General features: G+C 69.9%; 22 protein-coding genes. 12 read left to right on the top strand and 10 right to left on the bottom strand.

The features are described 5' to 3' along the window. The first annotated feature begins 40 nt into the window (after positions 1-40). The gene (locus J7I98_RS11300; RefSeq protein ID WP_214920500.1) at positions 41-1366 is read left to right on the top strand and encodes a dicarboxylate/amino acid:cation symporter; all 1326 of its coding nucleotides are present in this window, start codon (positions 41-43) and stop codon (positions 1364-1366) included. Positions 1367-1524: 158 nt separating this feature from the next. Further along, positions 1525-2193, top strand: coding sequence for a TetR/AcrR family transcriptional regulator (locus J7I98_RS11295; RefSeq protein WP_214920499.1), 669 nt, complete (start codon positions 1525-1527; stop codon positions 2191-2193). 62 nt (positions 2194-2255) lie between these two features. Here J7I98_RS11295 and J7I98_RS11290 read toward each other — a convergent pair whose 3' ends face one another. From J7I98_RS11290 to J7I98_RS11260, 7 genes are all read right to left on the bottom strand, one after another. After that, on the bottom strand, positions 2256-3422 hold the full coding sequence (locus tag J7I98_RS11290; protein ID WP_214920560.1) for a lipase family protein: 1167 nt from the start codon (positions 3420-3422) through the stop codon (positions 2256-2258). Positions 3423-3601: 179 nt separating this feature from the next. Then, a complete protein-coding gene (gene frdD, locus J7I98_RS11285) occupies positions 3602-3952 on the bottom strand; it encodes a fumarate reductase subunit FrdD (RefSeq protein ID WP_214920498.1) in 351 nt (116 codons plus the stop codon). A gap of 12 nt (positions 3953-3964) precedes the next feature. After that, positions 3965-4366, bottom strand: coding sequence for a hypothetical protein (locus tag J7I98_RS11280; RefSeq protein ID WP_214920497.1), 402 nt, complete (start codon positions 4364-4366; stop codon positions 3965-3967). Continuing rightward, a complete protein-coding gene (locus tag J7I98_RS11275; protein WP_214920496.1) occupies positions 4363-5136 on the bottom strand; it encodes a succinate dehydrogenase/fumarate reductase iron-sulfur subunit in 774 nt (257 codons plus the stop codon). Before J7I98_RS11275 ends, J7I98_RS11280 begins: the two co-directional genes overlap by 4 nt. Continuing rightward, the gene (frdA, locus tag J7I98_RS11270; protein WP_214920495.1) at positions 5133-6893 is read right to left on the bottom strand and encodes a fumarate reductase (quinol) flavoprotein subunit; all 1761 of its coding nucleotides are present in this window, start codon (positions 6891-6893) and stop codon (positions 5133-5135) included. The genes J7I98_RS11275 and frdA overlap by 4 nt, the downstream gene beginning before the upstream one ends. Before the next feature lie 51 nt (positions 6894-6944). After that, the gene (locus tag J7I98_RS11265) at positions 6945-7178 is read right to left on the bottom strand and encodes a hypothetical protein (RefSeq protein WP_214920494.1); all 234 of its coding nucleotides are present in this window, start codon (positions 7176-7178) and stop codon (positions 6945-6947) included. A gap of 107 nt (positions 7179-7285) precedes the next feature. Then, on the bottom strand, positions 7286-8317 hold the full coding sequence (locus tag J7I98_RS11260; RefSeq protein ID WP_214920493.1) for an AraC family transcriptional regulator: 1032 nt from the start codon (positions 8315-8317) through the stop codon (positions 7286-7288). Between the two features lie 95 nt (positions 8318-8412). Between J7I98_RS11260 and J7I98_RS11255 the strand changes: the two genes are divergently transcribed. Next, complete coding sequence (locus J7I98_RS11255; RefSeq protein ID WP_214920492.1) at positions 8413-10131, top strand: long-chain fatty acid--CoA ligase; 1719 nt, start codon at positions 8413-8415, stop codon at positions 10129-10131. Between the two features lie 91 nt (positions 10132-10222). On the opposite strand, the gene J7I98_RS11250 is transcribed toward J7I98_RS11255, so the two are convergent. Beyond that, entirely contained in the window at positions 10223-10426 is a 204-nt protein-coding gene (locus J7I98_RS11250) for a cold-shock protein (RefSeq protein ID WP_214920491.1), read from the bottom strand. A 296-nt stretch (positions 10427-10722) separates the two neighbouring features. Between J7I98_RS11250 and J7I98_RS11245 the strand changes: the two genes are divergently transcribed. The 9 genes from J7I98_RS11245 (at position 10723) to J7I98_RS11205 (ending at position 21853) form a co-directional block, all read left to right on the top strand. Further along, positions 10723-11586 (top strand): menaquinone biosynthetic enzyme MqnA/MqnD family protein, encoded by an 864-nt coding sequence (locus J7I98_RS11245; protein WP_214920490.1) that lies wholly within the window; start codon positions 10723-10725, stop codon positions 11584-11586. 133 nt (positions 11587-11719) lie between these two features. Then, positions 11720-13960, top strand: a complete 2241-nt coding sequence (locus tag J7I98_RS11240) for a PQQ-binding-like beta-propeller repeat protein (RefSeq protein ID WP_214920489.1) — start codon at positions 11720-11722, stop codon at positions 13958-13960. Between the two features lie 79 nt (positions 13961-14039). Further along, positions 14040-14333, top strand: coding sequence for a hypothetical protein (locus tag J7I98_RS11235; RefSeq protein WP_214920488.1), 294 nt, complete (start codon positions 14040-14042; stop codon positions 14331-14333). Positions 14334-14484: 151 nt separating this feature from the next. Then, the gene (mqnC, locus tag J7I98_RS11230; RefSeq protein ID WP_214920487.1) at positions 14485-15681 is read left to right on the top strand and encodes a cyclic dehypoxanthinyl futalosine synthase; all 1197 of its coding nucleotides are present in this window, start codon (positions 14485-14487) and stop codon (positions 15679-15681) included. A gap of 7 nt (positions 15682-15688) precedes the next feature. After that, positions 15689-16270, top strand: a complete 582-nt coding sequence (locus tag J7I98_RS11225; protein ID WP_308377724.1) for a hypothetical protein — start codon at positions 15689-15691, stop codon at positions 16268-16270. Between the two features lie 93 nt (positions 16271-16363). After that, a complete protein-coding gene (locus J7I98_RS11220; protein ID WP_214920486.1) occupies positions 16364-17059 on the top strand; it encodes a demethylmenaquinone methyltransferase in 696 nt (231 codons plus the stop codon). A gap of 15 nt (positions 17060-17074) precedes the next feature. Further along, on the top strand, positions 17075-17986 hold the full coding sequence (locus tag J7I98_RS11215; RefSeq protein WP_214920558.1) for a glutaminase: 912 nt from the start codon (positions 17075-17077) through the stop codon (positions 17984-17986). Between the two features lie 120 nt (positions 17987-18106). Further along, positions 18107-20446 carry a zinc-ribbon domain-containing protein gene (locus tag J7I98_RS11210; RefSeq protein ID WP_214920485.1) on the top strand — a complete coding sequence of 780 codons (2340 nt, stop codon included), beginning with the start codon at positions 18107-18109 and terminating at the stop codon, positions 20444-20446. A 123-nt stretch (positions 20447-20569) separates the two neighbouring features. Further along, positions 20570-21853: a geranylgeranyl reductase family protein gene (locus J7I98_RS11205; protein WP_214920484.1), complete on the top strand. Its 1284-nt coding sequence runs from the start codon at positions 20570-20572 to the stop codon at positions 21851-21853. Positions 21854-21898: 45 nt separating this feature from the next. Here the strand turns inward: J7I98_RS11205 and J7I98_RS11200 are convergent, their stop codons facing one another. After that, positions 21899-22348: a DNA-binding protein gene (locus tag J7I98_RS11200; protein ID WP_214920483.1), complete on the bottom strand. Its 450-nt coding sequence runs from the start codon at positions 22346-22348 to the stop codon at positions 21899-21901. After that, entirely contained in the window at positions 22342-22584 is a 243-nt protein-coding gene (locus J7I98_RS11195; RefSeq protein WP_185299167.1) for a hypothetical protein, read from the bottom strand. Before J7I98_RS11195 ends, J7I98_RS11200 begins: the two co-directional genes overlap by 7 nt. Between the last annotated feature and the right edge of the window lie 27 nt (positions 22585-22611).

Below are 22611 nucleotides of genomic sequence, written 5' to 3'. Positions count from 1 at the left end.
GCCCTCGTACGCCCGCGTACGTCATCAACGGAGTGTGTCCGTGTCCGCGAACTCCGCGACCACGCCCGCGAAGCAGAACACTCGCTTCCGGATATCTGAGAAGTTCCCCTTCTGGGCCCAGATCATCACCGGTCTGGTGCTGGGTGTCCTGCTCGGCTGGCTCGCCCGCAGCCAGGACATCAGCTGGCTCAAGACGACGCTGGAGCAGGTCGGCGGCATCTTCGTCCAGCTGCTGAAGCTGGCCGTCGCGCCGCTCGTCTTCTTCGCGATCCTGGTGTCGATCACCAACCTGCGCAAGGTCAACAACGCCGCCCGGCTGGCCTCCCGGACGCTCCTCTGGTTCATGATCACGTCGCTGGTCGCGGTCGCCATCGGCATCGCGATCGGCCTGCTCACCAACCCGGGTGCCGGTACGGGCCTGACGCCGAAGGACGGCGAGAAGCCCGAGGGCTCCGGCTCCTGGATCGACTTCCTGACCGGCATCGTGCCGACCGACGTCATCACGCCGTTCACCGAACTGAACGTGCTGCAGATCGTCTTCATGGCCGCCGTCGCCGGTATCGCCGCGCTCCAGCTCGGCGAGAAGGCCGAGCCGATCCTCAAGCTCAGCAACTCCGTCCTGGAGCTGCTCCAGAAGGCCCTGTGGTGGGTCATCCGCCTCGCGCCCATCGGCACGGTCGGCCTCATCGGCTTCGCCATCGCCGACTACGGCTGGAACCTGATCAGCAAGTACGCGACGTTCACCGCCGACGTCTACATCGGCTGCGCCCTGGTGATGTTCGGCGTCTACCCGCTGCTGCTCGCGACCGTCGCCAAGGTCAACCCCGTCCAGTTCTTCAAGGGCGCCTGGCCCGCCATCCAGCTGGCCTTCGTCTCCCGCTCCTCGGTCGGCACCATGCCGGTCACCCAGCGGGTCACCGAGCGCCTCGGTGTGCCGAAGGAGTACGCGTCCTTCGCCGTGCCGTTCGGTGCGACGACCAAGATGGACGGCTGCGCCGCGATATACCCGGCGCTCGCCGCGATCTTCATCGCGCAGATCTTCGACGTACAGCTCGGCATCCAGGACTACCTGCTGATCGCCTTCGTATCGGTCATCGGCTCGGCGGCGACCGCCGGTCTGACGGGCGCGACGGTCATGCTGACCCTCACCCTGTCGACGCTCGGCCTCCCGCTGGAGGGCGTGGGTCTGCTGATGGCGATCGACCCGATCCTGGACATGATGCGTACAGCCACGAACGTCGCGGGACAGGCGCTGGTCCCCGTCATCGTCGCGGCCCGCGAGAAGATCCTCGACCACGACGCGTACAACTCGGCGTCGGCTTCCCCGGTGGACGAGAAGACGGCCTCCGTGCCGGTCGCGGCGTAACTGCCTCGCACGACCGAGTGCCCTACCGAAGTGCCCCACCGAGTGCCCCCGGACGCCTTGCGTCCGGGGGCACTTCGGCTTTCCCGCGGTGCGCGCACGTAGGCTTGAGCGGGGAGTAAGCCGCGTATGCCGCGCGGCGGGGCGGAAGGACCGGGGACGTGGGTGCTGTGAAGGGCAAGCGGATGCCGCGTGCCGTGCGCGAGCAGCAGATGATGGACGCTGCCGTGCAGACCTTCGGGCAACGGGGTTACCGGGCCGCGTCGATGGACGAGATAGCCGAGCTGGCCGGGGTGTCGAAGCCGCTCGTCTACCTCTACCTGAACTCCAAGGAAGAGCTGTTCACGGCCTGCATCCGGCGCGAGGCGCGCGCGCTCGTCGAGGCGGTACGGGCCGGTGTCGAGCCGGGGCTGCCCGCCGACCGCCAACTGTGGGACGGGCTACGGGCGTTCTTCACGCATGCTGCCGAGAACCCGGACGCCTGGTCGGTGCTGCACAACCAGGCACGTACGCACGGAGAGCCGTTCGCCGCCGAGGTCTCGGCGATGCGCGATGAGATCGTCACCTTCGTGACGTACCTGATCGGCTCCGCGGCCCGCGAGGTGTCCTGCGACCCCGACCTCGCCGACCGGGAAGTGGCCGGGCTCGCCCACGCGTTGGTGGGCGCCGCGGAGTCGCTGGCAGGGTGGGGGAACGCTACGCCGGGCGTCTCCGCGAAGGAGACGGCCGCGACGCTGATGAACTTCGCCTGGGCGGGCCTTGAGAACCTCATGCGGGGGCAGCGCTGGGCGCCGTCTCGCGGCGTACCGCTGCACATTCCCCGTCCCTGACTGCTTCAGGAGCGAAGGACGCCCGTGATGCGGGGCCCCTCGCTCCTGTCGCTGGTGACGGGTCAGCAGTTGCCCTGGGTAGGTTTTCCGGCGAAGCGGTCGTTCAGCCAGTCCATTGCCGGGAACGCGCCCACCGTTACGCCCCCGATGTGGCCGAGCAGCGGATGCGAGCGCCACTGGACCTTCGCGCCCCTGTCGCACCAGTCCGCGCGCAGCTGCTTGCCGACCGCGTACGGGATCAGCTCGTCGATGCCGCCGTGGTAGAGGTACACGGGGTGGTCAGGGGTGTGGGTGCCGAGCTTCGACTCGCCCAGGCGCTGCTGCCAGTCGGGCTCGTTGAGCGGGTTCTTCACGGTGACGTCGGAGATGCGCTGGAAGAGGCCCGCGACGGTGTCGATGGCGACGCAGTTCTTCTTCATGAAGTCGACGTAACCGCGCCCCTTGTCATTGAGGTACGTGTCGAGCTCCAGCTCGGGGAAGGCCGCGTCCTGACCGGTGGCCGCCATCAGGATCAGACCGGCCCCGATGTTGCCGTCGTTGAAGTCCGCGACCTTCATCAGGTCGGCCGGTACGCCGCCGGTCGCCGTCCCCTTGACCTTGAGGTCGGGGGCGTACGAGTCGTGCAGTTCGGCGGCCCAGCTGGAGGCCTGACCGCCCTGCGAGTAGCCCATGATGCCGACCGGCGAATCCTTGCTGAGCCCGGCCTCCGGGTGGCGGATCGCGGCGCGGGCCGCGTCGAGGACGGCCTGGCCCTCGGCGCGGCCGACGGTGTAGGTGTGGTCGCCGGGGGTGCCGAGGCCCTCGTAGTCGGTGACGGCGACGGCCCAGCCGCGCTGTACGGCCTGGTTGATCAGGCTGGCCTCGATGGTGGTGCCCTTGGGGAAGCCGGCGCTCGGCGCGCACTGGTCCCCGAGCCCGACGGTCCCGACGGCGTACGTGACGAGCGGACGCGGCCCGGTCCGGCCGTCGTTCGGCACGATGACGGTGCCGGATACGACGTTGGGGGCGCCCTTGGCGGTGGTGGAGCGGTAAGTGATCTGCCAGGACTTGGTGTTGGTGGGCTGGCCGGGGAGAGGGTGGAAGGAGGTGGGCGCGGAGCTGACGATGTCGCCTGGGGTGGTGGCGGTGCTGGTGGTGGTGGCGGTCGCCGGTGGGGTGGCGGCTGTGGTGAAGGCGAGGGCGGCCAGGGCGGTGAGGGTGGCGGTCAGTCTGTTCCGTCGGTGGTGCATGCGGCTCATACGGCTCTCCCAACGTGCCAATGGGGGGCTGGGGTCGTTGCCGAGACCGTAGTGACTGACCGGTAGGTATGGGGCTGACCGGGAAGCTCAGCTTTGCTGACCCGGGGTATCAACGCCGGGCGCGGGAGAGGGAACGCAGCGGTCAACGCCCCGGGACGGGGTGAGGGATGTCAGACGCCGAACAGGACCCACCCCGCCGCGACCGATCCCAGTACCGCGCCTCCGTAGCAGAACACGTTGATCAGCCTGCTCAGCCGTTTGAGCTGCAGGCCGTCGTACAGCGTGTAGCGGAAGCGGTGAGCCCAGTGGAAGAGACACAGCACGCACAGCCCGAACAGCACGATCTTGGTGACGGGGTGCCGCAGCACCGACATGAGGTGCGCATGGTCGGGGAACGGAATCCAGCCCAGCGGGAAGGCGATGCCGAACAGGAACAGCAGGACGGGGACCAGCAGCGCCGCAGCCATCCCGCCTGCGCTGAACAGCAGCCACAGCAGCGGTTCCGGTGATTTCCTGGCCATCGCGCTACCTCCTCACCCGCTCAGGACCAGCCATGTCACGGCCGCCGTCAGCAGCGCCCACAGCACGTAGTGCAGCCCCACGATGGTCCTCGGCCGGACGTGTCGGCCGCGCAGCCGCACGACCATGGCCCGCGGCGCCAGGCCGAACCAGGTCACGGTGTGCAGCAGGACGAAGAGCAGGGCGACCGTGTTCAGCGCGGTCACCCACCCATTGGCGCTCCAGTCCTGGAAGCGCTCGTACGCGTCGCCGCCGTCGGCGACCGCGCTCGCCATGAGCAGCAGGAACACCACGAACCAGGCGATGAAGACGCTGCTGAGCTCCCGCAGGACAAAGACGAGGTAAGCGCGGCGGTGGAGCCACCAGAAGATGGGGACCGGCTTGCGGTAGAGAGTGGTCCGAGCGGGCCGGTTCATCGCGCACCCCTCGGCCACAGAAGGTCTTTGAGCGACTGCGTGGCCGCCGTCAGCTTGTAGCGCTGGATGGCGCCGGCCGGGTCGACGCCTTTGGGGCAGGCCGTGGTGCATTCGCCGACCAGGGTGCAGGACCAGACGCCCTCCGCGGAGTTCAGCACATCGCGCCGGTCTGCGGCTCCCTCGTCACGCGAATCCAGGTTGTAGCGCTGGGCGAGAGCGATGGCCGCAGGTCCCACGAAGCCGGGGTCGAGCGCGTACACCGGGCAGGCCGCGTAGCAGAGCATGCAGTTGATGCACATGCTGTACTGCTTGTACTCGTCCATCTCGTCCGGGGTCTGCAGATACTCGCCCTCGTCGAGCGGCTTTTCCTCGTGCTCGCCGCGGATGATCCAGGGTTTGACCTCGGTCAGCTTGTTCATGAAGTCGCCGATCTCTACGACGAGATCGCGGACGACGGGGAAGTTGGCGAGTGGCTCGACCCGTACCGGCCCGGGCGCGGAGTCGGTCAGGAAGGCCGAGCAGGTCAGCTGGGGCTCGCCGTTGACGGTCATGCCGCAGCTGCCGCAGATGCCCATGCGGCAGGACCAGCGGTAGGAGAGCGTGCCGTCCAGGTGGTCCTTGATGTGATTGAGCCCGTCGAGGACCGTCCACTCCTTGCGCAGCGGGACCTCGTAGGACTGCCAGGTCGGTTCGCTCTCCTGCTCCGGCCGGTAGCGGGCGACCTGCAGGGTTATCCGGTCGGTCCGGTCCGTCCGGTCAGTGTCCGTCATGGCTCCTGCCTCCCGTACACGCGTTCCCCGGGTGCCCAGCGGCCGATGGTCACCGGGCAGTACTCCACCCGTGCGGTGCCGTCGGGTTCACGGTGGACCAGCGAATGGGCCAGGTACCGCTGGTCGTCCCGCGCGGGGAAGTCGGTGCGCTGGTGCGCGCCCCGCGACTCCTCGCGCAGCATCGCGCTGTGCACGATGGTCCCGGCCACGTCCAGCATGAACGACAGCTCCAGCAGGGCGATCACGTCGGTGTTGAACGTACGGCTGTGATCGTCGACGGCTGCCCCGCCGAACCGCTCCCGCAGTTCCAGCAGCGCCCCGGCCGCCGTGGCCAGGGAGCCCGCGTCCCGGTAGATCCCGGCGCCGCGCTCCATCGTGTCCTGCATCGCGGTACGGATGTCCGCGACGCGCTCCCGGCCCTTGCCCTCGGCGTGGTGCGCGACGAGGCGCTCCAGCCGGCGGTGCTCGTCGCGCGCCTGTGCGAGGGTCGCGGCGCTTGGGCCGGAACCCGCCGACGCGGCGGCGTCCTCGGCGGCCGCCCGCCCGGCGCGGGCACCGAAGACCAGCAGTTCCGGGAGCGAGTTGGAGCCCAGCCGGTTGGCGCCGTTGATGCTGACGCAGGCCACCTCTCCGGCGGCGTACAGGCCGTCGAGACCGGCCGCGCCGTCGATATCGGTGTGGATGCCACCCATCATGTAGTGGACCACTGGCCGCACCGGGATCAACTCCCGGACCGGGTCGATGTTCTGGTACTTCAGGCACAGCTCCCGTACGAAGGGCAGCTTGGTGTCGATGAGTTCCGCGCCGAGATGGCGCAGGTCCAGGTGGACGATCGGCCCGTGCGGCGTGGGGGTGGTTCTCCCCTTGTCGAGCTCGTGCACGAACGCCTGCGACAACCGGTCGCGCGGCCCCAGTTCCATACTGCGCAGCACCGGCCCCGGTTCCGGTTTGCCCAGGTCGTAGTCCTGCAGATACCGGTAGCCGTCCTTGTTGAGCAGCCTGCCGCCCTCGGCGCGCGCGGCCTCCGTGATGAGGATTCCGGTGAAGGGCAGACCGGTGGGGTGGTACTGGACGAACTCCATGTCTTTCAGCGGTGCGCCGGCCCGGTAGGCCAGCGCCATGCCGTCGCCGGTCTTGATGTTGGCGTTGGTGGTGAACGGATAGACCCGGCCGCATCCCCCGGTGGACATGATGACGGCGTTGGCGGTGATGGTCTCGACCCTGCCGGTGGCCAGCTCGGTCGCCACCACGCCGCGCACCTTGCCGTCGTCGACGAGCAGGGTGCTGACGAACCACTCGTCGTACCGCACGATGTCCCGGTACGACAGCGCGGTCTGGAACAGGGTGTGCAGGAGGTGGAAGCCGGTCTTGTCGGCGGCGAACCAGGTGCGCATCTTCTTCATGCCGCCGAAGGCCCGTACCGCGATGTGCCCGTCCACCTGGCGGCTCCACGGGCAGCCCCAGTGCTCCAGCCGCCGCAGTTCGAGTGGTGCCTCGCGTACGAAGGCCTCGACGGCGTCCTGATCGCACAGCCAGTCCCCGCCGGACACGGTGTCGTGGGCGTGTTCGTCGAGGGTGTCGTCCGCACCGGCGACAGCGGCGGCCCCGCCTTCGGCGGAGACCGTGTGGCTGCGCATCGGGTAGACCTTGGAAATGACCGCCACACTGAGCCGTGGATCGGTTTCGGCGACGGCGATGGCTGCGCGCAGCCCGGCGCCTCCGCCGCCGACCACCAGGACGTCATAGGAAGCGGTCATGTCACCACCTTGATGTGCGCGCCCTTGATGTGCACGCCGTGCGTGCCGGGGTCAGCCCTCGTGCTCGCCGCTGTGCTCGTCGTGCACGACCGTGCCGTCGTGGCGGACGGTCCTGATGCGCACGCTGCCGTCATGGAATTCGTGACGGACCCGACGGCACCCGCACGCGTACGTCACCTCGTCGATGACGAGCCCCGCGGTGTCGTCCTCCTGATAGCGCAGACCGTCTACGATCCGGCCGCACGGAGCCCGCTCTTCGGTGAAGTCGATGGTGTTGCCGACCATCGCCCACCTCCTCGACGACTGCGGCCCACGCCGCCTGCGCCTCTTAGCGAGCGTAACGCGGGCAGACTGCACCCGCAGGGCGGGCGGGCACAGCCCGCAGTGGCCGGTCACGGCTCCGCAGGCGGACCGACCCCGCCGATCCGGTACGCCCCCGGGGTCGTCCCCGTCCAGCGGCGGAACGCGCGGTGGAAGGACGTGTCCTCCGAGAAGCCGAGCCTGGCCGCCAGCTCCGCGATCGGTTCGCGGCCTTCCGCCAGGCCCGCTATCGCCGCGTCCCGGCGGACCGCGTCCTTGAGCTGCTGGAACGACGTGGCCTCCTCTTGAAGGCGGCGGCGCAGGGTCGCCGGGCTGACTGCCAGGCGGCCGGCGGTTTCGCCCAGCGAGGGGAGGCGGGGGGAGTTGCGCAGGGACTGGGCCAGGGCGTGGCGGACCTGTTCGGCGACTGTCGTGCCGTACTCGCGGCGGCTCAGCAGCTCGAAGGGGGCGCCGCCCAGCATCGCTTCGAGCGCCGCCTCGTCCCGTACCAGCGGGGCCGTGAGCCAGTGCGCGTCGAAACCCGCACCCGTACGGTCGGTGCCGAAGCGGACGGGGCAGCCGAACAGGGTGCTGTACTCGTCCTTGTGCGGGGGCGGCGGATAGTCGAAGTCGGCCCACCGCAGGGGGATACGGCGGCCGATCAGCCAGCTGCACAGACGGTGCCAGATGATGACCAGGCACTCGGCCAGGAAACGGTCCTCGTCGCGGTCCAGGTCGTTGCGGACGGTGAACACCGCCTCCGCGCCGCCCGGTTCGCGCTCCAGCGCCAGGTCCGGGCCGCCGGGGAACAGGCCGTAGAACGTGGTGCCGCGTTCGATCGCCGCACCCAGGTCGCGGCAGCCCAGAGCGGCGTAGCACATCATCGCGAAGGTGCCCGGCCTGCTCGGCGCCGAGCCCAGGCCCAGGAACTCGTCCTGCGTGGCGCGGTACAGCGCCCGGAAAAGGCCCGCGAACTGGGCGGCCGTGACGCGTGCGCGGTCGTCGCCCAGCAGCAGCGGCGGGATGTGGCCCGCCTGGAGCAGCGGCACGGTGTCGATGCCACGGCGCTCTGCGCCGCGCAGCACGGCCCGCACATGGTGCACGGTGATCGTCCGCTTCGCCATGGTCAACGACGGTAGCGGGGATGAGCGGCAAGGTCAGCGGTGGTGACGTTTCCCGTCATCCCGCGCGCAGCCCGGTCGTACCTACCGTCGGTCGTATGACTCGACGACGGCCAGAGACGCTCGCGGTGTTCACCGAGTGGGCGGCGGAGCGGTACGGGGACCATCCGGCACTGCGCGCGAAGGGGGCGCCGGCCGTTTCCTACGCCCAATTGCGGGACGTGGTCAGAGAGATCGGGTGCGGGCTGATCGGTGCCGGTACGGGTGTCCGGGCGGGGGACCGCGTGGCGGTTCTGTCCGAGACCCGCATCGAGTGGACGTACGCGCACTTCGCGATCCTCGCCGTGGGTGCCGTCGTCGTGCCCGTCTATCCGACGGCGGGCGACGACGAGCTCGCCTGGATGCTCGGGGACTCCGGCGCCACGGTCGTCATCTGCGAGAACGCCGACCGGGCAGCGCGCGTGGAGGGCGTGCGCGGCAAGCTGCCGGCCCTGCGGCACGTGCTGCTGATGGACGGACTGCGGGCGCTGCCGGGGCCTGCCGCTCCGGTGGAGGAGTTCCTGCGGCGGGCCGCGGCCGTCGCGGACGGCGACCTGTCGTCGATCGTCTACACGTCGGGGACCACGGGCCCGCCCAAGGGCTGCCGGCTCACCCACGGCAACCTCGGGGCCGTGCTCGAAGTCAATGCAGGTCTGATCCGGGGCGGGCCGGGGGGCCGCACGTATCTCTATCTTCCGCTCGCCCATCTCCTCGCCCAGCTGATCGAGTTCACGACCCTGATGTACGGCGGTGAGCTCTGCTATTTCGGCGGGCGCATCGAGGATGTGCTGAGCGAGCTGGCCGAGGTGCGGCCGACGCACCTGCCGTCCGTTCCCCGGCTGTTCGAGAAGATCCACTCCGTGGTGCTGTCGCTCGCCGAGTCGCAGGAGGGGGGCCGCGAGCGGTTCGAGGAGGCGGTACGGATCGGGGTCCTGGCGGCGGACGGCGAGCTGCCGGACGAGTTGCGGGGCGCGTACGAGGAAGTCGACCAGCGGTTGTACGGCCTGGTCAGGGCGGCCTTCGGCGGCGAGCTGCGCTGGGCCCTCACCGGCGCGGCCCCGATCGCCCCGCAGACCATGGACTTCCTGCGGGCCTGCGGCATCGAGGTCTTCGAGGGCTACGGAATGACCGAGTCCGGCGGCGTCATCTCGCTCAACCACCCGGGCGCGGTCCGGTACGGGACGGTCGGGCGCCCCGTCGCGGGATGCGAGGTGCGGATCGGGGACGACGGCGAGGTGCTGGCGCGCGGCCCGATGGTCTTCCCCGGCTATTACGCGAACGAGCCCGCGACGCGCGAGACGGTCGATCCGGACGGCTGGCTGCACACCGGGGACCTCGGCGCGCTGGACGACGACGGCTACCTCACGATCACCGGCCGCAAGAAGGACCTGATCATCACGTCCTCCGGCAAGAACCTCACGCCGTCGCAGGTGGAACTGGCGATACAGCAGTCACGCTTCGTCTCGCACGCGGTGATGGTGGGTGACCACCGCCCGTATCCCGTCGCGCTGATCACCGTCGACGCCGAGGAAGTCGCGGGATGGGCGGCCCGCGAGGGCCACGACGCCGGTGATCACGAGGCGGTGCGCGGCCTCGTCCAGGAGGCGGTCGACGCGGCGAACGCACAGGTGTCGCGGCCCGCTCGGATACGCGCCTTCGCGGTGCTCGACGAGGACTTCACCGTGGACAGCGGGGTGCTGACGCCGACGCTCAAGGTGCGCCGGAAGGCGGTCGTCGAGCGGTACGCCGCCGAGATCGAGGCGCTGTACATGCCCTAAGGCGTACGCCGGAAAGGCAGGAGCCCCGTTCCTTGCGGAACGGGGCTCCTTGGGTACTGCTACTTCGACCGCGATCGGTCGTCCCGGGCAACTAGGACGGGACGACGTTCTCCGCCTGCGGGCCCTTCGGGCCCTGCGTGACGTCGAAGGTCACGACCTGGTTCTCCTCAAGCGAGCGGAAACCAGACGCATTGATCGCGGAGTAGTGGACGAAGACATCCGGGCCGCCGCCGTCCTGGGCGATGAAGCCGAAGCCCTTTTCAGCGTTGAACCACTTGACGGTTCCGGTAGCCATAAGCCCTCCTTGGGCCAAAGGGTTGCCCTGCTCCAGAACCTGCTAAGAAGTCTGAAAACTACAAAAGCCTGCGGGGTCACATGCTCCGCAGGCTCTGTACTGCAAGGGAAACCAAACTGCAACTTGCGGCGAGCGTAGCACGCAGTCTCAGGCGAGCGGTAGAGGGAAAGATCACGTCCCGGTGATGTTTCCGGGCGTCTTCCGGGAGGCTTCCCGGAGGTCTCCTGAGAGACCCGGGAAAAGGGCCCCGGCGCCCCGGCGTCGGGCGGCGGCGCCGACAGGTCTAGCCTCACGATGTGGACAATTCAACTGCTGCCGACCACCGTCGCAGCCGGCCACGTGTGGGCCACATCCAGTTCCTGAACTGCCTGCCCCTCTACTGGGGGCTGGCCCGTACCGGAGCTCTCCTCGATTTCGAGCTGTCGAAGGACACCCCTGAGCGGCTCAGCGAGCAGTTGGTACGCGGCGATCTCGACATCGCGCCGGTCACCCTCGTGGAGTTCCTGCGCAATGCCGACGACCTCGTCGCCTTCCCCGACCTCGCGGTCGGCTGCGACGGCCCCGTCATGTCGTGCGTGATCGTGTCCCAGGTGCCGCTGGACCGGCTCGACAAGGCCCGGGTCGCGCTCGGTTCGACGTCCCGTACGTCGGTGCGCCTGGCGCAACTGCTGCTGGCCGAGCAGTACGGCGTGCAGCCCGACTACTACACGTGTCCGCCGGACCTCGGCGTGATGATGCAGGAGGCGGACGCGGCCGTACTCATCGGCGACGCGGCGCTGCGGGCCGCGCTGCACGACGCGCCCCGGCTGGGACTCCAGGTCCATGATCTGGGGCAGATGTGGAAGGACTGGACGGGGCTGCCGTTCGTCTTCGCGGTGTGGGCGGCGCGCAAGGACTACCTCGCGCGGGAGCCGGTCGTCGTGCAGAAGGTCCACGAGGCGTTTCTGGCCTCCCGCGACCTGTCCCTGGTGGAGGTCGCCAAGGTCGCCAAGCAGGCCGCCCGCTGGGAGGTCTTCGACGCGGAGCTGCTGGAGCGCTACTTCACGACGCTGGACTTCCGCTTCGGGGCGGACCAGCTCGCGGGCGTGCGGGAGTTCGCACGGCGGACCGGGCCCACGACGGGATATCCGGCGGACGTCACGGTCGAACTGCTCGCCTGAACCCCGGCTCGGCCCGGTCTGCGGCGCCCGCCGAGGCGGGGGCTCGTTCCCCCACCGTCCCCACCCGCCCCTACTGTTGACTGCCGCGAGTGCCCGACAGCACTCAAACAGAACAGAACGGGTGAGGACGACCATGGAGCCACTGCAGCCGGACGATCCACAGGAGTTGGGCACCTACCGGCTGCTGAGCAGGCTCGGCGCCGGCGGCATGGGACGGGTGTATCTGGCCAGGTCGCCGGGCGGTCGTACGGTCGCGGTGAAGGTCGTACGGCAGGACCTGGCGGCGGACGAGGCCTTCCGGCAGCGTTTCCGGCACGAGGTCGACATAGCCAAGGCCGTGTCCGGCCGCTACACCGCGCCCGTGGTCGACGCCGCCCCCGACGCCCCCTTGCCGTGGCTGGCGACGGCGTACGTCCTCGGCCCCGACCTCACCGACGTGGTCGCCTCGCACGGCGCACTCCCGGAGCCGACCGTGCGCGCACTCGGCGCCGGGCTCGCGGCGGCGCTCCAGGAGATCCACGCGGCCGGCCTGATCCACCGCGACCTGAAGCCCTCGAACGTGCTGCTCGCGGCGGACGGCCCCCGGGTCATCGACTTCGGCATCGCGCGTGCGGTCGAGGGAAGCCGCATGACGCAGACGGGAGTTGTGGTCGGCTCGCCGGGTTACATGCCGCCCGAGCAGGCGCTGGGCAAGGACGTCGGCACGGCGGGCGACGTCTTCTCGCTCGGCGCTGTGCTGGCGTTCGCGGCGACCGGCCGCAGTGCCTTCGGTGACCTGGCCCCTGCCGCGATGCTCTACCAGGTGGTCCACGCGGAGCCCGACCTGGCCGGCGTACCGCCGATGCTGACGGGCCTGATCCGCGCCTGCCTGGCGAAGGACCCGGCGGCCAGACCGGCCCCGGCGGAGATCCTCCGGACCCTGGCGCCCGGCGGTACGGGCGAGGTCTTCGCCGACTGGCTCCCGTCGGCGGTCTCTTCGACGATCGCGACGCACGCCTCCCGCATCCTGGACCTGGACACCCCGGCCCACGGCAGCACCCCGGCGCAGGCCCCCCCGGCCGCCTACGGTCCACCGCCGACGATGCTGGACGCGCCGCAGCACCAGAACCCAACGACCCCGTACGCCCCGCCTGCCCCAGTGGCCCCCTCCCGCCGCCGATTCCTGGGCCTGGCGGCAGGCAGCGTCGCGGGCGTGGCAGTGGCCGGTGCGGGCGGCGCCTGGTGGCTGACACGCGACGGGGCGAAGACGCCGGGGACCGACGGCAAGGACGGCGAGCCCGGCAAGCCCGCAGAGGCGAAGCCGGAGGTCTTCAAGACCCCGCCGAACGGCGTCGCGCCGCAGCCGCTGTGGCACGCCAAGGCGGCGAGCCTTTCGCGCAGTTACGACGTGCCGCCGCAGGCGTTCGGGGACTTCTTCCTGGTCCTGGGTGACACCACGGCTGCGTACGACCTCAAGACCGGCAAGCGGAAGTGGGCCCGCAAGGAGATCGCGGCGCCCGATGCCACGATGACCGTCTCCGGCAACACGCTCTTCCTGGCGGGGCCGGATTACGACGGTACGGTCGTCGGCTACGACATCCGCACGGGCAAGGAGAACTGGCGTACCCGGCTCGGCGGAAAGATGGACGCGGGGGTCCAGGTCGCCGCTGTCGACGACAAGCGGATCTACGTCATCGCCGAGGTCTCGGACGCGGACTACACGAAGGACCTCAACGCCATCGCGGCGATCGACATCCGCAGCCGGAAGGTGGTCTGGCAGGAGCAGCGGGACGAGGGGACGCAGGACGACGTGGCGCTCACGGTCGGCGATGGCCACCTCGTCTACACCCACGGCGCGATCGACGAGGATCTGAAGAACCTCACTGTCCGCGACGCCGCCACAGGCAAGCAGCGGTGGAACCGCAGGATCGCCGACGACGAGGTCCAGCCCACCATCTTCGGCGGCATGGTCTTCGTCGGCGGCGACAATCTCCTGCGCGCCGTCGACCTGAAGTCGGGCCGCGACAAGTGGACGCACTCGCCCAACGGCCGGCGCGGCTTCCACAAGCCCAGCGTTCTGCGGGGCGTGCTGTACGTCATGGACTACGACCGCGGCGTCTGGGCGCTTCAGCCGAAGGACGGCAAGAAGATCTGGATGAGCGAGGACCTCGGTAGCCGCCAGTTCGGCGAATGGATGGTCCGTACGGACGACTCCCTCTACATCGCCTCGTACTTCGAACAGGGCGGCATCTACGCCCTCTCGGCCAAGGACGGCTCGTACCGCTGGAACTACAACGACGGTGTCGAGAACGACGGAGAGTGGCAGGTTGTCCAAGCCGGCAACCGCCTGCTCGTCGCCCACGCGGACGAGCTCTACGCCCTTCCGGCGGTCTGAAACGCGTCGCAAGATCATCTAGTATTGGGCTACCAGCTGGTAACTGACCTTGAACCACACCTTGACCAGGGGGAAAATCATGCGTCGACGTATTTCCGCGCTCGCTGTGACCGCAGCAATCGCCGGAGGCGTCCTGTTCGCGGTCGTGCCCGCGCAGGCCGCCACGACCACCGGCCAGCAGACCATGGCTGCTCGCGCCGGTGGCATCCACGTCAACATCGACGAGCTGCGCCAGCAGTCCGCCGAGCTGAAGGCCAAGGCCAACCGCCTTGAGAACGACGGCGAGTACGCGGCGGCCAGCCGCGCCCGCGCCGAGGCGAACGCGATCGACCGCAGGATCCAGCAGCTCATCGACGCCGAGAACAACATGTGATCCACACCATGTGATCCGTTCCACCGCACGTCGGCGCCCGCCCCGGTACGCACCGGGGCGGGCGTTGTGCGTTTTGCCCGGCCGCAGATCGCCCGGGGCCCTGGCGTAGGCTGGCTCGGTCCGCCAGAACCCCGCCGAAAGGGACAACCCGGTGACCGAGAACGCCGACCTGATGTCTGTCCTCGACCGTGCCGCGGAGGGTGGGCGGATCACCCCCGAGGAAGCGCTCGACCTCTACCGGTCCGCGCCCCTGCACGCGCTCGGCCAGGCCGCCGACGCCGTGCGGCGCAGGCGGTACGCCGGTACGGAGCACATCGCGACGTACATCATCGAGCGCAACATCAACTACACGAACTCGTGCGTCACCGCATGCAAGTTCTGCGCTTTCTACGCCGCACCCAAGAGCGACAAGGTCTGGACCCGCGACCTCGACGACATCCTGCGCCGCTGCGCCGAGACCGTCGAACTGGGCGGCACGCAGATCATGTTCCAGGGCGGCCACCACCCGGACTACGGCGTGGAGTACTACGAAGAGCACTTCGCCGCGATCAAGAAGGCCTTCCCGCAGCTGGTGATCCACTCGCTCGGCGCGTCCGAGGTCGAGCACATGGCGCGGATCTCGGGCGTGAGCGCGGAGGAAGCGATCCGCCGCATCCACGCGGCCGGGCTCGACTCCTTCGCCGGCGCGGGCGCCGAGCTGCTGCCCGAGCGGCCGCGCAAGGCCATCGCGCCGCTCAAGGAGTCCGGCGAGCGGTGGCTGGAGATCATGGAGCTGGCGCACCGGCTCGGTGTCGAGTCGACGTCGACCATGCTCATGGGTACGGGCGAGACCAACGCCGAGCGCATCGAGCACCTGCGGATGATCCGCGACGTACAGGACCGGACGGGTGGCTTCCGGGCCTTCATCCCGTACACCTACCAGCCGCAGAACAACGCGCTGAAGGGCCGCACGCAGGCCACGCTCTTCGAGTACCTGCGGCTGCTCGCCGTCGCCCGGCTCTTCTTCGACAACATCGCCCACATCCAGGGCTCCTGGCTGACGGTCGGCAAGGAGGTCGGCCAGCTGTCGCTGCACTACGGCGCGGACGACCTCGGGTCGATCATGCTGGAGGAGAACGTCGTCTCGTCCGCCGGGGCCAAGCACCGCTCCAACCGGATGGAGATCATGGACCTCATCCGGAAGTCGGGGCGCGTGCCCGCACAGCGCACCACGACGTACGAGCACATCGTCGTGCACGACGACCCGGCGAACGACCCGGTCGACGACCACGCCGTCTCGCACCTGTCGTCCACGGCGATCGAGGGCGGTACGGCCCACCCCGAGCTGAAGATCCTCAGCGCCAACTGACACGCCTGTGCTGACCATTCACCGGCCGGCGCGCGGGGTCCGCCTCCTCGCGGACCACCCCGACGAGGACGTGACGGACGCCGGGCACGCGGTCGTCGTCGACGGGCGCCGCTTCGCGGCCATCGGTCCGTACGAGGAGCTGTACGCCGCGTACGGCGACCGCGCCCGCATCCGCGAGTGGGACGGCGTGCTCACCCCCGGTCGGTACGAACCGGACGCCGTCGCCCTGCTCGAAGCCGCGTACTGGCCCGACCCGCGCGAGGCCGGCGAACTCGGCACCGATCCCCTGACCGGCGCCGCGCTCGACGCCCTCGGTATGACCGGCCCCCGCTGGGGCGCGAGTGCCAGGCGCGGGGTGCAGCGGCTCCTCGCCCGCGGGACCACGGTGCTCGCCGGGCCCTTCACCCGGCCCGAGGTCCGTACGGCCGTCGAGCGCTCCGGCATCCGCCGGTACGACTCGGCCCCGCGCACACCGCGCCCCAGGGCGCTGACGCCCTCCGGCGTCGCCGACTTCGCGGTCTTCGCCGACGACGGCCGATGCCTGGTCACGGCGCTGGACGGGCGGCTGGTGTACCGGGGGCGGGCGTAGGGGCGGTACGCCGTGCAGGCGGGACGTCCCATAGGTGGTGCGTCCCGTAGGCGGGACGTACCGCTTCCGGGACGTACTGCTTGAATACGGAGCATGACCCGCGCATCCCTGGACAAGCAGCCGCACGAAGTCGCGTCGATGTTCGACGACGTCGCGGCGAACTACGACCTCACCAACGACGTGCTCTCGCTCGGTCAGAGCCGGCTGTGGCGCAAGGCGGTCGCCGCCGCCGTGGATGCCCGCCCCGGCCAGAAGGTGCTCGACCTGGCCGCCGGTACGGCCACGTCGTCGCTGCCTTTCGCGGCGACCGGGGCGTACGTCGTGCCGTGCGACTTCTCCATCGGCATGCTGAAGGAGGGGAAGAAGCGCCACCCGCAATTTCCCTTCACGGCGGGCGACGCGACGAAGCTGCCCTTCCGCGACGACACCTTCGACGCCGTGACGATCTCCTTCGGGCTGCGGAACGTACAGGACACGGATGCGGCGCTGCGCGAGCTGTACCGGGTGACGAAGCCGGGCGGGCGGGTCGTGATCTGCGAGTTCTCGCAGCCGACGTGGGCGCCGTTCCGGACGGTGTACATGGAGTACCTGATGCGGGCGCTGCCGCCGGTCGCGACAGCGGTCTCCTCGAACCCCGACGCGTACGTCTACCTCGCCGAGTCCATCCGCGAGTGGCCCGACCAGCCGGCCCTGGCGGCCCGCCTCCAGCGGGCGGGCTGGTCGAAGGTCGCGTGGCGGAACCTGACGGGCGGCGTGGTGGCGCTGCACCGTGGCACGAAGGCCCAGTAACCCGCCCTCATGGCCATGGACTACCAGGCGCTCCTGGAACAGATCGCGCAGGACGTCTCGCAGCTGATCGGCAGCGGCAGGACGGCCGAGTACATCCCGGCGCTCGCCAAGGTCGACCCGCGCCGCTTCGGCATGGCCGTCGCGGACATCGACGGCAATGTGTACGGAGTGGGGGACTGGCAGCGCCCCTTCTCCACCCAGTCGATCACCAAGGTCTTCGCCCTCGCGCTGGCCCTGGCCTCCGGCGGCGACAGCCTCTGGAAGCACGTCGGCCGTGAGCCCTCCGGCAACCCCTTCAACTCGCTCGTCCAGCTGGAGTACGAGAACGGCATCCCGCGCAACCCCTTCATCAACGCGGGCGCGCTCGTCGTCACCGACCGCCTCCAGAGCCTGACCGGCGACGCGAGCAGCGAACTCCTGGACTTCCTGCGGCAGGAGAGCGGCAACCCGGACCTGGCCTTCGACCCGCAGGTCGCCGAGTCGGAGTCCACGCACGGCGACCGTAATGCCGCCCTGGCGCACTTCATGGCGTCGTACGGCAACATCACCAACCCTGTCCCCACGCTCCTCGACCACTACTTCTGGCAGTGCGCGATCGAGATGAGCTGCGCCGACCTGGCACTCGCGGCCCGCTTCCTGGCCCGCCACGGACTGCGCGCCGACGGCTCCCGGCTGCTGACCCGCAGCGAGGCCAAGCAGATCAATGCCGTGATGCTGACCTGCGGTACGTACGACGCGGCCGGCGAGTTCGCCCACCGGGTCGGGCTGCCGGGCAAGAGCGGAGTGGGCGGCGGGATCGTCGCGGTCGTGCCGGGCCGGTGCACGCTGTGCGTATGGAGCCCGGGCCTGGACCGGCGCGGGAACTCGGTGGCAGGGGTGGCGGCGCTGGACCGGTTCACGACGCTGACGGGCCTGTCGGTCTTTTAGCTGCCGGGCGCGGTAAGGGAGTTGACGGGAACCGCCGGGCAGGGAAGATAAGTCAGTTCACAAGGGAACCGCTCTTCCCACTGACCTTCCCCTCCCCGCTCACCCGCTTCTGGAGCCCCCATGCCGTTGCACTGCCCGAACTGCGGGACGCAGACCCCTGACGAGGCCCGCTTCTGCATGAGTTGCGGGCACGAACGGCCGCAGGCCGGGGCGCCGTTGCCGCCCCCTCCGCCCCCGCCGCCTGTGTACGCTCCGGGGCCCGCGCGGCCTTCTCCCGTCGGCCAGTTCTTCGGGCGCGCTTTCCGGGGCGACTGGGCGTCCGCGGCCAGGGCCGCCGCCTGGCCCGTCGGGATGCTGCTCGTCATGGCGGTGGCGCTGGCCGTCCCGTCGTACGGCCAGGAGGACGGCGAAGTGGTCGTCGGCTGGAGCGACCGGCTGCGCATCGCGCTGGCGCTGCTGCTCCAGGCGTTCGGCGGCGGCTTCGAGGTGGGGGCGGCGGCGTCGTCGCAGTACGGCGGCGGTAGCGACGGCTTCGGCCCCGGTTCTTCTTCCGACATCGCGGCGGCGGGCGGGGCGACGCTCTCCCTCGTGCCGCTGACCATCACCGTCCTGTGGGTCGGCGCGGTCCTCATCGGCGCGCGGATGCTGCGCACGCGGCTGACGGCGCAGGAGCAGGGGCGTACCGCAGGGCTGGAAGCGGCCGTACGTATCACCTTGCTCGCCACGGCCGGGGTGCTGGTCCTGGGCCTGTTCGCCCAACCATCGATCGCGGGCGTAGTAGAAGTCTCCTCCTCGCCTCTCCTGGCCACCCTCGGCGCGCTGGTGCTCTCGCTCGCGGTCACCGCCGGCGTTCTCCAGCGCGACGACCTCACGCAGTGGATCGCGCAGCGACCGGCGGCGGGTGCGGCCGTACGCGCGCTCGGCACGGCGGTACGGGCGCTCGGCGCGGTCCTCGCGCTGTGCACGCTGGTCGGCTTCATCGCGTACGCGACGGCCGAGGACGTAGACGGCCAGGCGCTCCTGATCGCGCTCCCGATCCTGCCGAACATCGGGCTGATGGTGCTCGGGCTGAGCTGGGGCGTACCGGTGGAGTACGACGTCCAGGGCCAGGTCAGTTACTTCGGCGACGGCATCCAGCACGGCAACTTCGGCCTCTCCGAGCTGGGCGACGTACAGGGCGGCTGGGCGGTGACGGGCGCGGTGGCGCTGGGTGTGGTGTGCGCACTCACGCTGGCCCTGTGGACGGCGCGACGCTCGGCGGACCGCCGCGAACAGGTGCTGACGGCGGCCTTCTTCCTCGCCATGTACCTGCTCTTCACCGGCTTCACGGGGGTGTCCGTCGACGTCTCGGGAGAGGTGGCGGACCTCGGCGGAGCGGGCGGCGCGGCAGAGGTGTCCCCCAGCGTGCCGGACGCGCTGCTGTTCGGACTGCTGTGGACGGCGGGCGCGGTGTTGGCGGCGCCGTATCTGGGCAGGTGGGTACGGGTGCCGGGACACCCGGCAGAACGTGGCCACGTGCTCCTGGCCGGCTACGCCCCGCTGCCGGACCAAATTCCGGCGCCGGGCCATGGCACGCTGCCCGGCCAGACGCCGCTCCCCGCTCAGCACGCGCAGCCCGGGCCCGGGCCCGCGTCCGTGCCGCTGGAGGCTATGGCGACCGCTACCGCCCCATCCGGGCCGTACACGACGAACCCCGCCGCCGCCCCGGTCCCCGCTCCCGCGCCCGAGCGCAAGAGTCGCGTGCTCCTCTGGGTCGGGACCCTTGGCGCCGCATTCCTCATCGGGGGCGGCGCCACCGCCGGTGTCCTGCTGCTCCAGGGCGACGGCGAGGACACGTCGCGGCAGGCGTCGCGGGACGACAAGCCCGCTGTGGCCGAGAGCAACCGTCCTACCGGCGGCGCGAGCCAGTCCAGTAGTTCGCCGTCCCCGACCCCGTCCGCCTCCCCGTCCGAGTCCGCGCCCGAGCCCTCCGAGTCGCCTTCGGCGCCCGAGACCTCCGCTTCCTCCGGGAGTGTTCCCAAGGGCTTCCGGCAAGTGACGGACAGCGCCGGTTTCTCCCTCGCCATCCCAGAGCTCTGGTCGCGCCAGACCGCCGAAGGCGGGCAGATCACGTACGCCGGTTCCACCGGCATGGAGCACCTGCTCATCGGTGTCGTACAGGACCCTCCGTACGCCTCCTCGTACGAGAATTTCCTCGCTCTGGAGAAGAACGCCAAGGCGAACCAGAAGGACTTCAAGCGCCTGCGCCTGGAGCGGAACACTTTCCAGGGCCGCGCCGGCGCGATCTGGGAGTACACGTACACGGACAAGCAGACCGGCGAGACGCTCCACGCGATCGACCAGGGCTACATCGCCGAGAACGGCACCGACTACTCGATCTACACCAAGGCAAGGGACCGGGACTGGCAGTACGCGCGGAAGACCTTCGACGCGGCCGTGGCCACCTGGTCCCTGAACTGACCGGCCGCGCACGCACCCACGCTCGCACGCACCCTTCGGTCCGGTGATCAAAACGTCCCCATAGACTGCCCATGACCTGTGCCGCCACGGCACGCGACGCCGAGTCTTACGGGAGATCCCGCCGTGACCGAGCCCCTCTCCGAGCACACCGCAGATGTGATCGTCGTCGGGGCCGGACCCGCCGGCTCCACCACCGCGTATTACCTGGCGAAGGCCGGACTCGACGTCCTGCTCCTCGAAAAGACCGCGTTCCCGCGCGAGAAGGTCTGCGGCGACGGCCTGACGCCGCGCGCCACCAAGCAGCTGGTGTCCATGGGCATCGACATCTCGGAAGAGGCGGGCTGGCTCCGCAACAAGGGCCTGCGCATCATCGGCGGCGGCGTCCGTCTCCAGCTCGACTGGCCGGACTTGGCCTCGTACCCCGACTACGGACTCGTCCGCAAGCGTGACGACTTCGACGAGCAGCTCGCCCGCCAGGCGCAGAAGGCGGGCGCCCGCCTGCACGAGCGCTGCAATGTGGGTGAGCCGATCATCGACGCCCGTACGGGCCGGATCACCGGCGTCAACGCCAAGCTGGGCGAGGAGAAGACCCCGGTCACCTTCCACGCCCCGCTGGTCGTCGCGGCCGACGGCAACTCGACCCGCCTCTCCCTCGCGATGGGCCTGCACCGCCGCGAGGACCGCCCCATGGGCGTCGCGGTCCGTACGTACTTCACCTCACCCCGCCACGACGACGACTACCTGGAGTCGTGGCTGGAGCTGTGGGACCGCCGGGGCCCGCAGGACCGCCTCCTGCCGGGCTACGGCTGGATCTTCGGCATGGGCGACGGCACGTCCAACGTCGGCCTCGGCATCCTGAACTCCTCCAAGGCGTTCAGGGAGCTGGACTGGCGCGAGGTTCTCAAGGCGTGGTGCGCGTCGATGCCGGAGGACTGGGGTTACACCCCGGAGAACATGACGATGCCGATCCGCGGCGCGGCGCTCCCGATGGCCTTCAACCGCCAGCCGCACTACACCAAGGGCCTGCTGCTGGTGGGCGACGCGGGCGGCCTGGTGAACCCGTTCAACGGCGAGGGCATCGCGTACGCGATGGAGTCGGGCCAGATCGCGGCGGACGTCATCGTCCAGGCAAACGCCCGCGCCACCCCCGCCCAGCGCGAACTCGCCCTCCACAACTACCCGAAGATCCTCAAGGACACGTACGGCGGCTACTACACGCTGGGCCGCGCCTTCGTGAAGCTCATCGGCAACCCGAAGGTCATGAAGATCGCCACCCAGCGCGGCCTGACGCACCCGGTGCTGATGAAGTTCACGCTGAAGATGCTGGCCAACCTGACGGACCCGACGGGCGGCGACGCGATGGACCGCATTATCAACGGCTTGGCGAAGGTCGCGCCGAACTCCTGAGCCGGGCGGCGGCGGCCGGCGGCCCGGCGTACGACTGCTGAGCTCTCAGACGTTGACGATCTTCACCCTCGGCGAGCCGGGAAGCCCCTCGGCAGCCTTGCACAGCGCCGGGATGTGCGACTTGTCGGATGTAACGAGCAGTACTGGGGGTGTGCAGAGCGCGGCCGTGGCCACCACTAGTGCGTCCACGAGGCATTCGTGTCCGTCAAGGCCCGAGACGTCCAGCAGCTTTGCCGCGGCGTCCATCACCGCGTCGCTGACCGGCTTCACGTCGAACCGGGACAGCAGGAACTGGAGCCGCTTGGCGGCATCCCCGCTTCGGCGCACCTCCAAGGGCGTCAGGGCGGACAGCGCCACTCGTCTGCCGCTCTGCTGAGCGACCTCGATGCGCGCCCGCATCCCCTCGTCGCCGTCGACGTGCAGCGAAAGCCCTTGGGCGTCCAGGACGAGCGTGCCCTCACTCTTGGCCTTGATCTTGAGGCGCTTGCTTACCACTCCTGTTCCGCCTGCCGCCGCGCTTCGGCGGATACGGGGCCGAATGCCTTGCGGTCAGCGGCCACGACCTCGCGGAGCTTCTGCGCGGCGAGCCACTCCTCCAGGGCTTCGGCCACGACGGAGGAGAAGCCGTTCTTGCCGGTGCGCTCCTCCACTTCCTTGATCAACGATTGCGCCAGCGACACGGATCTCTTGCCGGCCCGCTCGGTGGCCTGGTGGGCTGCGTGGCTGCTCATGCCTAAAACGTAACACCGCCGGTAGGA

The sequence above is a fragment of the Streptomyces sp. ISL-98 genome, assembly GCF_018614055.1.
Taxonomy (GTDB): Bacteria; Actinomycetota; Actinomycetes; order Streptomycetales; family Streptomycetaceae; genus Streptomyces; species Streptomyces spiramyceticus.
Note: the sequence above shows the minus strand (reverse complement) of the source record. Positions and strands in the feature narration are given on the sequence as shown.